The 11,017-nt window shown below is 68.4% G+C and carries 13 protein-coding genes; 7 read left to right on the forward strand and 6 right to left on the reverse strand.

Annotated elements, in window-relative coordinates:
• From ACE3TU_RS13720 to ACE3TU_RS13735, 4 genes are all read right to left on the reverse strand, one after another.
• Positions 1 to 612: LysR family transcriptional regulator (locus tag ACE3TU_RS13720; RefSeq protein WP_374625087.1), on the reverse strand; the 612-nt coding region annotated here is incomplete at its 3' end.
• 121 nt (positions 613 to 733) lie between these two features.
• Positions 734 to 1,135: a cytochrome c family protein gene (locus ACE3TU_RS13725; protein ID WP_374625089.1), complete on the reverse strand. Its 402-nt coding sequence runs from the start codon at positions 1,133 to 1,135 to the stop codon at positions 734 to 736.
• Positions 1,136 to 1,260: 125 nt separating this feature from the next.
• A complete protein-coding gene (locus ACE3TU_RS13730; protein ID WP_374625091.1) occupies positions 1,261 to 2,511 on the reverse strand; it encodes a DUF3422 family protein in 1,251 nt (416 codons plus the stop codon).
• A 145-nt stretch (positions 2,512 to 2,656) separates the two neighbouring features.
• Positions 2,657 to 2,983: a hypothetical protein gene (locus ACE3TU_RS13735; RefSeq protein ID WP_374625093.1), complete on the reverse strand. Its 327-nt coding sequence runs from the start codon at positions 2,981 to 2,983 to the stop codon at positions 2,657 to 2,659.
• Between the two features lie 196 nt (positions 2,984 to 3,179).
• On the opposite strand from ACE3TU_RS13735, the gene ACE3TU_RS13740 reads away from it, so the two are divergent.
• A complete protein-coding gene (locus ACE3TU_RS13740) occupies positions 3,180 to 3,503 on the forward strand; it encodes a DUF2934 domain-containing protein (RefSeq protein WP_374625095.1) in 324 nt (107 codons plus the stop codon).
• 19 nt (positions 3,504 to 3,522) lie between these two features.
• On the opposite strand, the gene ACE3TU_RS13745 is transcribed toward ACE3TU_RS13740, so the two are convergent.
• Entirely contained in the window at positions 3,523 to 3,873 is a 351-nt protein-coding gene (locus ACE3TU_RS13745; RefSeq protein ID WP_374625097.1) for a RidA family protein, read from the reverse strand.
• Between the two features lie 131 nt (positions 3,874 to 4,004).
• Between ACE3TU_RS13745 and ACE3TU_RS13750 the strand changes: the two genes are divergently transcribed.
• A complete protein-coding gene (locus tag ACE3TU_RS13750; RefSeq protein WP_374625099.1) occupies positions 4,005 to 4,481 on the forward strand; it encodes a GNAT family N-acetyltransferase in 477 nt (158 codons plus the stop codon).
• Here ACE3TU_RS13750 and ACE3TU_RS13755 read toward each other — a convergent pair whose 3' ends face one another.
• Complete coding sequence (locus ACE3TU_RS13755; protein WP_374625101.1) at positions 4,482 to 5,234, reverse strand: SDR family oxidoreductase; 753 nt, start codon at positions 5,232 to 5,234, stop codon at positions 4,482 to 4,484.
• 128 nt (positions 5,235 to 5,362) lie between these two features.
• Between ACE3TU_RS13755 and ACE3TU_RS13760 the strand changes: the two genes are divergently transcribed.
• The 5 genes from ACE3TU_RS13760 to ACE3TU_RS13780 form a co-directional block, all read left to right on the forward strand.
• Positions 5,363 to 6,376, forward strand: coding sequence for a phosphotransferase family protein (locus tag ACE3TU_RS13760; RefSeq protein WP_374625103.1), 1,014 nt, complete (start codon positions 5,363 to 5,365; stop codon positions 6,374 to 6,376).
• Entirely contained in the window at positions 6,373 to 7,653 is a 1,281-nt protein-coding gene (locus ACE3TU_RS13765) for a phosphopyruvate hydratase (RefSeq protein ID WP_374625105.1), read from the forward strand. Before ACE3TU_RS13760 ends, ACE3TU_RS13765 begins: the two co-directional genes overlap by 4 nt.
• Before the next feature lie 87 nt (positions 7,654 to 7,740).
• Positions 7,741 to 8,721: a LacI family DNA-binding transcriptional regulator gene (locus tag ACE3TU_RS13770; RefSeq protein ID WP_374625107.1), complete on the forward strand. Its 981-nt coding sequence runs from the start codon at positions 7,741 to 7,743 to the stop codon at positions 8,719 to 8,721.
• 79 nt (positions 8,722 to 8,800) lie between these two features.
• Positions 8,801 to 9,826: a LacI family DNA-binding transcriptional regulator gene (locus ACE3TU_RS13775; RefSeq protein ID WP_374625109.1), complete on the forward strand. Its 1,026-nt coding sequence runs from the start codon at positions 8,801 to 8,803 to the stop codon at positions 9,824 to 9,826.
• Positions 9,827 to 9,982: 156 nt separating this feature from the next.
• Positions 9,983 to 11,017 (forward strand): dihydroxy-acid dehydratase (locus ACE3TU_RS13780; RefSeq protein ID WP_374625111.1); only part of this gene is annotated, 1,035 nt, incomplete at its 3' end.

Here is an 11,017-nt window from a genome sequence, read left to right on the forward strand (position 1 = left end):
GCGGGTGAGGGTGGGATCGAGCAGGCCGGGCTTGGCCGACTTCTGCAGCGCCCGCTCGACCATTTCCTGCGGTATGCTGGCCGGCACGGCAAACACCAGCGGGTCGCGGAACAGGCTGGCCACGCTGAACGAGGTCCGGTCCTCCTCCAGCGCCTCGTCGTTGACGATGACGCAGTTGAGCCGGTGCAGGCGCAACTGCTCGACCAGCTCACCGCTGGTCACCGCATAGGTGACCTCGAACTTGGCAAAGCCGGGCTCCTCGCTGGCGATGCGCGCGGCGGCGGCGAGGAAGCGGCCGCGCAGCGTCGGGCTCACCCCCATCCTGAGGAAGATGCGATTGTCGACGTAGCGCTTCTCGTGCTCGTCGATCGCCTGGTCGAACTTGCGCAGCAGCTCGTCGGAGAATTTGAACCAGTACTCGCCGGACGGCGTCAGGCTCACCGCACCGGTGCGGTTGCGATTGATGAGCTGTACGCCCAGCCGTTCCTCGAGCTTGGCCAGTTGCTGGCTGATCGATGGTTGCGACAGCGCCACCCGGCGCGAAGCCTTGGTGATCGAGCCGGCAATCACCACGGCGCGAAAGATCTGCAGCTGCTTGAGCGTGATATCCATCGTCTCTCCCCTGGGAACGATGTCACCACAATACGACACATTGGGTAACCCAATAGAATGTCGCAGTTACAATGTAACGGTAACATGACGAGGCCCGCCCGGGCGGGCCCCTGAAACAGGGCTATTGCGCCGGGGGCACGTAGTTGGGCGAGAAGGTCAGCAGGTAGGCGATGAGGTTGGCTTCGTCTTCCTCGTTGGGCAGGCCGGCGAAGGTCATCTTGGTGCCGGGCACCACGTCCTTGGGCTTGTGCAGGTACGGCTTGAGCGTCTCGGCCGTCCACACCAGGCCGCCGGCGCCGGCCTCGATCATCGCCTTGGAGTACTTGTAGTCGGCTGCCGTGCCGGCCGTGCGGCCGAACAGGTCGTTGAGCTGCGGGCCGACCTTGTTCTTGGCACCCTCGCCGACCGCATGGCAGGCGAGGCACTTCTTGAACACCGTGGCGCCGGCATCGACGTCGCCTTCGGCCAGCACCGGCGTTGCGGCCATGGCCAGGGCGATCAGGGAAACTGCCAGGAACTTCATGCTCACTTCTCCTTCGAGGCCGAGCGCATCGGCAACGCATGACACCTCCAATGCGGAAAGGAGGCCCTGCAAGTCAAGACACAGCCGAGCGACCGGGCGTCGCAGGGGGCGCGCCGGGCCGGGGCTCATTCGTGGTGGGCGCCGCGCCGGATCCGCCGGATGCCGAGGAAGACCAGCAGCAGCACCAGCGGCGCCGACAGCGCCAGCATGATCCCCTTGGGGGCCGGGAGCAAGACGTGCAATCCCTCGTAGACGTAGCCCAGCAGGCCCAGCGCATAGTAGGAAATGGCGATGATCGACAGGCCTTCGACCGTCTGCTGCAGGCGGAACTGGCTGCGTGCCGTCGCCGAGAGCCCGTCGAGCACCGACTGATTCTGCACCTGGATGGCCAGCGAGATGCGGGCACCGAGCAGTTCGATCGAGCGCTGCACCTTGTCGGTCAGGGCCCCGAGCCGCTTCTCCATGGCCCGGCAGGTGGCGATGGCGGGATGGGCCCGGTTGGAGATGAACCGCCCGATCGTGGTGAACTCCCCGATGGCGGTCTCGCGCAGCCGCTCCATCCGGTTGTCGAGCAGGTCGGCATAGGCCTGGGTTGCCGCAAATCGGAAACTGGTGTCCTCGACGGCGTGACCGACCTCGCTCGACAGCGCGTGCAGGCCGGCCAGGGTGTGCTGGTGTTCCTCGGCCGAGCGGCTGAGCCCGATGGTCTGGACGATGTGCGTCAGCCGCTGCTCGTACCCGGCGACCCGCCCCCCCAGTTCGCGCGCCAGCGGCAGGCCGAGCAGGGCCATGCTGCGATAGGTCTCGATCTCCAGCAGGCGCCGCACGATGACGCCGCGACGCAGGTCGCCGCAGCGGCCCGCGGCGATCTCGAAGTGGACGAAGCGGTCGGCATCGAGGTGGAAGTCGGTCGCCGCTTCGGCCTGTCCGTCGAACACGGTGGAGTAGCACAGGCTGAGCGGGCTGAAGCCGGACAGCGCCGACGGCGCGATCCGGTCCCCCGTCGTCAGGTCGATGCGGGTGGCCGAGATCACCGGCAGGCCGGCATGCAGCTCGAGCCCGATCCCCTCGGGGGCCGCGACCCGGTCATCGATCGGCGCCGACCAGGTCAGGGTGGCGAACTCGTTGTGAAGCTCCCAGGTCACCACCCGCCCGCCCTGCTCGAAGGTCAGCTGCCGGGCCCAGGCCGGTCCGTCGGCCGGCATGCGGGCGACCTCGAGCATGCGCCCGTGCAGCGCCCTGAGGTCGTCGCCGCTGCCCTGCGCGCTCATGAAGGCCAGTCGCCGGACCCGGCGCGGAGCGGCCATCGGCAGAACCGGACGCGCATGCGTCTCGGCATCGATCAGCCGCCGGCAGCCATGTTCCGTCCAGTGCATCGCGGGTTCCTCGGGTGCAACACCCTGATACGGCAGGCACGGGGCGGCAATCACGCCTTTGGTCGCGCATCGGCACAGGCTCAGCGGTTCGACGGGGCGAAGGCGCCGCGGCCTGCGCCGGCCGGCGGCCGCACTGGGCCCCGGTTCAGCGCTTGCTCAGCGCCTCCGCGGCAAAGGTCAGGGCGCTCTCGACCGCCCGGATCTCCACCACCAGCGGCCCGATGCGCGGATCGGCCTCCCAGGCGGCGTAGCCGCGCTGGCGGGCCAGCGCCGCCAGTTCGGTGGCCCGCGCCGACACGATGCCGGCTGCGGTGCGGGCCTCGCTCAGCGCATCGTTGCGCACCAGGGTCGGGGTCTTGGGGTTGCTGGCGAGCGTCTGCAGCCGCTTGGCGTTCGATCGCCACTGGCGCGCGAACTCCTCCGCCCGCTTCAAGCGGAAGGAAATGACGGTCTCGCTGAGTTCCTCCACCATGGCCGGCAGTCTCGATTGGGCAACGGCAAGAGTCAATCTGCTGTCGCGCGGCACCGGCCCGCGGTCCGCGCCGCCGGCATGGCTCGCCTGCTGCGGCGGGGCTTCGCGCCGTTGGCGGGTCCTGCTAGATGGTCCTCGTTACCCACCCGGCGGCGGGCCGTCCAGGCCGCTCCGCCCTGACCCAGGGAGATGACGATTGCCCAGCAAGACCAAGCCGGCCGCCCCCTCCGAGGCGGCGATCCGCGAGCGCGCCTACTTCCTGTGGGAGGCCGCCGGCCGCCCCGAGGGAGCCGGCGACCACTTCTGGCACCTGGCGAAGGCCGAGGCAGCCGAGGCAGCCGCCCCCGAACCGGCCAAGTCACCGAAAGCCAAGGCCGGCGCCGCGAAGACGTCCTCCAAGGGCAAGCCCAGGGCCGAGTCCGATGCGCCCAAGGCCAAGTCGAGGCCGAAATCGGCCGGTGCCAAATCGGCCAAGCGGGCGACGCCAAAGCCGCGCGCCGCCATCCAGCCGCCGAAATAGCGGCGGGCAGCCCGCCTGGTCAGTCGAGCGCGGCGACCGCGATGATCTCGACCTTGAGGGCGGGATGTGCGAGGCGGGCCTCGATGGCGGCACGGGCCGGCGGATTGGCCGGGTCGATCCAGGCATCGTAGACCGTGTTCATCGCCGCGAAGTCGGCGATGTTGTTCAGCACGACCTGGCAGAACAGCACCTTGGACTTGTGGCTGCCGGCCTCGGCCAGCAGCCGGTCGATGGCCTCCAGCACTTCGGCCGTCTGCTTTTCGATCGAGCCGTGATAGTCGGCGGCGACCTGGCCAGCGAGATAGACGGTGTTGCCGTGCACGACCGCCTGGCTCATGCGCTTGCCTGGCTGGTATCTGGTGATGCTCATCGGGGGCTCCTCGGATAAACGGTTCCGGACCGCCTCATAGCCGTCGGCACCGGGCGGTGGAAGGCCCAATCTGCGGGTGCCGCAGCCGGTCCGGGCGCGAGGGGGCGTGCGGACCCTCAAAGGAGGTTCCGATGCCGCTCGATACGCCACAGCTGGTCACCGCCGGTCCGGACGATCATCGCCGGGTGCGTGACCTCGTTCGCCGCGCCTATGCCCGATGGGTGCCGGTCATCGGGCGGGAGCCGCGGCCGATGCAGGCGGACTATGCCCGTGCCGTCGTCGATCATCGCATCGACCTGCTGGAAGGCGACGGGGGCGCCCTCATCGCCCTGATCGAGACGGACCTGCGACCCGATCACCTGTGGATCGAGAACATCGCCGTTCATCCGGACCATCAGGGTCGCGGCGTCGGCTCGCGGCTGATCGCCCACGCTGCCCGGCTTGCCCGCGCCGCAGGGCGGCGCGAGCTGCAGCTGCTTACCAATGCGGCCTTTCTCGACAATGTCCGGCTCTACGAACGGCTGGGCTTCGTCACATGGAAGACCGAGCCTTGGCTCGAGTCCACCACGCTGTACATGCGCCGTTCGCTCGAGGATCCTCCGGGCTGACTACATGGTGATGCCGCCATCGACGATGAAATTGCTGCCGGTGGCATAGGCGCTCTCGTCGCTGGCGAGGTAGACGAGCAGGTGGGCCATCTCCTCGGGCTGTGCCATCCGGCCCATCGGCTGGCGGGCGACGAAGGTCTTCCACACCTCGTCGTGATCGCCCAGCGCGTGCGCCCGTTCGTGCAGCGACGGCGAATCGACGCTGCCGGGGCAGATGGTGTTGGCCCGGATACCGTGCTTCATGTAGTCGAAGGCGATCGACTTGGTCAGCCCGATCACCGCCGCCTTGCTCGACATGTAGCTGACCCGGTTGGGCACGCCCTTGAGCGAGGACGCCACCGAGGCGACGTTGATGATATTGCCGCCGCCCTGCGCGACGAAGGCCGGCAGGAATGCCTGGCAGAGCACGAACATCGAGGTGACGTTGATGTCGAAGCTCAGCCGCCACTCATCGAGCGTCGTGGTGCCCAGCATGCCCTGGTGCACCCAGCCGGCGCAGTTGAACAGCACGTTGACGCCGGGGTGCCGGGCAGCGGCGGCGCGCAGTGCGGCATGATCGGTGACGTCGAGCGGATAGGCCTCGTGGCCGGCGGAGATGGCGGCGAGTTCGGCGCCCTTCTTCGCGATGCCCGGGGCGTCGCGATCGGTGGCGATCACCCTCGCTCCTTCCCGTGCAAAGGCCAGTGCCGCGGCGCCGCCAATTCCGGCCGCCGCCGCGGTCATGAAGATCGTCTTGCCGTCCAGTCGGCCCATCAGCCCCTCCATTGTCCGGTTCCTCGCCCGGACCCCTCTCTCACATATCTCGGATTGGTTGTGGGTTCGAGCCGGATCGGCTAACATTTCAGTTGTTTCGTAGCGACTTAAGCGACGGCGGGGAGCAGATGACCACCGACAGCTGGGAAGCGGTCCTTCCCCACATGTTTGCCAAGGCCGGGATATTGGCGTTCGATCCCCTGCAGATCGAGCCGCTCGCGGGGGGCGTCTCCTCCGACATCGTGCGCATCGGCCTGCCGGACGGGCGGCGGTTCTGTGCCAAGCGGGCACTGAGCAAGCTCAAGGTGGCCAGCGACTGGCAGGCGCCGCTCGAGCGCAATAAGTACGAGGTGGCCTGGCTGCGACGCGCCAACGCCATCGTGCCGGGCGCCGCCCCCACCGTGGTCGGAGAGGACCGGGAGCACGGCATCGCGCTGCTCGAATACCTGCCTCCCGACGAGTACCTGCTGTGGAAGGCGGAGCTGCTGGCTGGCCGCGCCGATCCGGGTGTTGCCCCGGCGGTGGCCGAGGCGCTGGGCCGCATTCACGCCGCCACCCTCGACGACGCGTCCGCCGCCGCCGAGTTTCCGACCGACCACCTGATCGACGCCCTGCGGCTCGACCCCTATCTGCGCTTCACCGCCGGCCGGCATCCGGAGCTTGCCGAACGCATCCTGGCCGTACTGGCGACCACGGCGGCGACCAAGCTGGCGCTGGTCCACGGCGACGTCAGCCCCAAGAACATCCTCGTGTCGCGCCATGACGGGCATCCGGTGCTGCTCGACGCCGAATGCGCCTGGTACGGCGATCCGGCCTTCGACGGCGCCTTCTGCCTCAATCACCTGATGCTCAAGTCGGTGCACATGCCGCAGCTGCGCGGCGCGCTGATAGCCCAGGCGGAGGCGTTCGCCGCAACCTGGCTGGCGCATTTCCCCGCCGTGCTGCGCCCCGCCCTCGAAGCGCGCACGGCGGCATTGCTGCCCTGCCTGATGCTGGCCCGGGTCGATGGCAAGTCGCCGGTCGAATATCTCGACCCGGCGGCGCGGCAGGCGGTGCGCGACCTCGCCATGCCGCTGATCGCTGCGCCGGTGCCGGCGCTGAGGCCTGTGTTCGCGGCTGTTGCCGGGGGGAACGCAGCATGAGCGAGATCAGCAGGGTCGTCGGGCGGCAGGTCTGGGATTCGCGCGGCCGGCCGACGGTCGAGGTGGAGGTTCGTCTCGCCTCGGGTGCACGGGGCCGTGCCATTGCGCCATCGGGCGCGTCGACCGGGAGCCGCGAGGCCCTCGACAAGCGCGATGGCGGCCAGCGGCTCGGTGGCTACGGCGTCAATGCCGCCCTCGCCGCCGTCAATGGCGAGATCGCCGGAACGCTCGCGGGGCGCGAGGCGGCGGACCAGCAGGGCATCGACGCGGCACTCATCGCCCTCGACGGCACGCCGCACAAATCCCGACTCGGCGGCAATGCCATCGTCGCCACGTCCTCGGCAGTGGCCTGGGCCGCGGCGGCGGAACGCGGCATGCCCCTGTGGCGGCACCTGCGGAGCCTCGCCGGACTGGCCGAGGACGCTCCGCACATTCCGGCGCCGATGATCCAGATCTTCGGCGGCGGCCGGCATGCCGGCAACCGGATCGACATCCAGGACTACCTGGTGCTGGCGCTCGGAGCGAAGAGCTTTGCCCAGGCCACCGAGTGGATCGCGGAAGTCTACATCGCCGCCGCGCGCGCCATGGCCCGGCGCGGCAGCCCCGGCGGGGTGGCCGACGAGGGCGGCATCTGGCCGGACTTCACGGCCAACGAGGAGGGGCTGGACCTGCTGACCCGTGCCATCGAAGCGGCGGGGTTCCGCCCCGGCACCGATATCGGAATCGCCCTCGACGTCGCGGCGAGTTCGTTTGCGGTTCCCGGCGGCTACCGGCTGGCCCTCGAGGGCCGCACGCTTTCGACGCTCGAGATGATCGAGTTGCTGGAGCGCTGGGTCGCTGCCTATCCCATTGTCTCGCTCGAGGATCCCCTCGGCGAGGACGACGATGCCGGGTTCGTCGAGATCACGCGCCGGCTGGGAAAATCCATCCAGGTCATCGGCGACGACTACCTGACCACCAGCGCCCCCCGGATTGCTCAGGCCTGCGGGATCGGTGCGTGCAATTCAGTATTGCTCAAATCCAATCAGTGCGGCACTTTGTCCGAATTGATGGCAGCAAGCAATCAGGCGCGGGTCAGCGGCTGGAACACCATACAATCGGGCCGGTCGGGAGAAAGCGAGGATGTGACCCTCAGTCATCTCGCGGTCGGGCTGCTGTCGGACCAGATCAAGGTGGGCTCGATGACAAGATCTGAGCGCACGGCGAAATGGAACGAGGTATTGCGGATCGAGTCGGAACAGCCCGGCGGGGCGTTCTGGACTTTCAGGCTGCCGTGAGCAGGCGGAGCCCGATGGTGATCCCAAGTGTTGGGGGACGAGTGAACGTTGGGTCGCAAGGCGGCAGACACGAACCGATCGGTTCGCGTGGAAGACGTTGCACGCCTTGCCGGCGTGTCGCCCATCACGGTGTCGCGTGCGCTGTCGCACCCGGAGAAGGTGCGCGAGGAGACCCGCCGGAAGGTGGCCGACGCGGTCGCCAAGACCGGCTATGTGGTCAACCACTTCGCCTCGACCCTGCGCTCGGGCCGGTCGAGCATCGTCACCGTCTTCGTCTCGAGCCTGCTCAACCCGCATTTCGCCAATTCGATGCAGGGGCTGATCGACGCCTTCGAGGGCAGTCCGTTCCACCTGATGTTCGCGCAGACCAGCTACTCGGAGCAGTTCGACATGAACCTGGTCGGCGCGGCGCTGCCGTTCCGGCCGGCCGGACTGGTCTTTACCGGCGTGGTGCGCTCGGAGGCGACGCGCCGGGTGCTCGGCAAGCTCGGCGTGCCGGTCCTCGAGATGTGGGGCGCGCGGCCCGATCCGATCGACATGCTGATCGGCTTCTCCAACCATGAGGCGGGCGAACTGATGGGACGCCACCTTGGCCAAAGCGGCTTCCGGCGCATTGCCTATTGCGGCCACACGCTCGAGCGGGGAGCGGAGCGGCTGGAGGGATTGCGGGCCGGCCTTGCCGCATATGACGCCGAGCTCGGGCTGATCCATGCGATGGAGGGGACCCGCCGCATGGCGGACGGCATGGATGCCTTCGACACCATTCTCGAGCGGCTGCCGGATTGCGATGCGATCTTCTTCGGCACCGACGTTCTGGCCTCCGGGGCGCTGATCCGGGCTCAGGATCGCGGCATCGCGGTCCCCGAGCGGGTGGCGATCGCCGGTCTGGGCGATCTCGACTTCAGCCAGCATACCCGCCCCTCGCTCACCACGCTGAACGTCGGGGGCTACGGGATCGGGCAGGAGGCGGGGCGACGGATGCTGCGACGGCTGAACGGGGCCCCGGTGGACGATCCGATCATCACGCATCCGATAACCCTGGAGGCAAGGGGCAGCACGAGGCACTGAGCGGATGGTCGACGGCGTAGGACGGAGTTGGGGGCGAACGCGCTTGCGGAGCGGTTCGCTGGTTGGGTGACAGAAGTCGATGGTTGGGAAGAGGCGTAGCAGTGATCCGAACCGGCCGGTCCGGGTCGAAGACGTGGCGCGCGTGGCCGGGGTCTCGCCGATCACCGTGTCCCGGGCCTTGACCAATCCGGACAAGGTCAAGGAGGAGACACGCCGGAAGGTCGCCGCGGCAGTGGCGCAGACCGGCTACGTGGTCAACAGCTTTGCGTCGAGCCTGCGGTCCGGCCGCTCGCCGATCGTTGCGGTTTTTGCGTCCAAGCTCAAGAATCACCACTTCGCCAGCGTGCTGCAGGGGTGCACCGAAGCGCTCGAGGGCAACGGCCTGCAGCTGCTGACGGCCCGCCTGGGCGAATCGGCCGAGGAGCAGAGGCGGGTGGTCGCCGCGATGGCGCCGTTCCGCCCCGCCGCGATGCTGTTCACCGACATGCTCAAGCCCGAGTTCGACCGCAGCGTCATCACCGCGCAGAATGTCCCGGTCGTGGAGATGTGGGATCAGCGCCCGGATCCGGTCGACATGCTCGTGACCATTTCCGAAGACGAGGCCGGCCGCCTGATGGGCCACCACTTCGCCGAACGCGGCTTCCGCCGGATCGCCTATGCCGGGCAGCTCTACGACCGCGGCCGTCGCCGCGTCGCCGGGTTTCGCGCCGCCCTGGCCGAGCATGGCCTGCGGTGCGACCTGGTCATGCATGTCGAGCGCGGCTGGGAGCCGGACGCCGGCGTGGAAGCGCTCGGCGACGTCCTCGGTCAGATGCCCGATTGCGACGCCATCCTGTTCGGGACCGACATACTGGCGGCCGGTGCCCTGCTGGCGGCGCGCCGGCGGGGTCTGCGGGTGCCGGATCAGCTGGGCCTCGCCGGCTTCGGCGACATCCCGCTCGCCGCGTTTCTCGATCCGCCGCTCACCACACTGGAACTGAGCGGCCTCGAGATGGGGCGACGGGCCGGGCAGATGCTGCTGCGGCGGCTCAACGGCGAGCGGGTCGAGGAGCGCACGGTGGCCTTTCCACTGCACCTGCGCGGTCGGCAGTCGACACTACGTTGAGGTACGTTCATCGTGGCGTCCCTTGCCGCGCCCCGGCGGGCCTGATATTCCGATATGCATCAGCCAGACCGGTAGGACCCCGCGTTCGAGGAGCCCGCCCATGGGGTGGGAGGGGCGGCGACCGGCAATGCACCTTTGCGTCACGAGGAGACCATCATGACTTCGGCTAACGGCGGCGGGAACGCGGGCAGCGGTGCCCCGCGCAGATTGAGGTCGCGCGCCTGGTTCGACAATCCGGCCAATCCCGACATGACCGCGCTCTATCTCGAGCGCTACATGAATTTCGGCATCTCGCGCGAGGAACTGCAGTCGAACAAGCCGATCATCGGCATCGCCCAGACCGGGTCCGACCTGTCGCCCTGCAACCGGCACCACATCGAACTGGCCAAGCGCGTCCGCGAGGGCATCCGCGAGGCCGGCGGCATTGCCATCGAGTTCCCGGTCCATCCGATCCAGGAAACCGGCAAGCGCCCGACCGCCGGGCTCGACCGGAATCTCACCTATCTGGGCCTCGTCGAGGTGCTCTACGGCTACCCGCTCGATGGCGTGGTGCTGACCATCGGCTGCGACAAGACCACCCCGGCCATGCTGATGGGCGCGGCCACGGTCAACATTCCGGCCATCGCGCTGTCGGTCGGCCCGATGCTCAACGGCTGGTTCCGCGGCGAGCGCACCGGTTCGGGCACCATCCTGTGGAAGGCCCGCCAGATGATGGCGACCGGCGAGATCAGCTACGAGCAGATGATCGACCTCGTCGCGTCGTCCGCCCCCTCGACCGGCTACTGCAACACCATGGGCACCGCCTCGACGATGAACTCGCTGGCCGAGGCGCTGGGCATGCAGCTGCCCGGTTCCGCCGCCATCCCGGCGCCCTATCGTGATCGCCAGGAGATTTCCTATCGCACCGGCATGCGCATCGTCGAAATGGTGCACGAGGACCTCAAGCCCTCCGACATCCTGACCAAGGACAATTTCATCAACACCATCGTCGTCAACTCGGCGATCGGCGGCTCCACCAACGCGCCCATCCACGTCAATGCCATTGCCCGCCACATCGGCGTCGACCTCGGCATCGACGACTGGCAGACGCACGGGCACAAGGTGCCGCTGCTGGTCAACATGCAGCCGGCCGGCGAGTACCTGGGCGAGGACTACTACCATGCCGGCGGCGTTCCGGCCGTGGTCAACGAG

This window comes from Devosia sp. (assembly GCF_041917035.1).
In the GTDB taxonomy this organism is placed as follows: domain Bacteria; phylum Pseudomonadota; class Alphaproteobacteria; order Rhizobiales; family Devosiaceae; genus Devosia_A.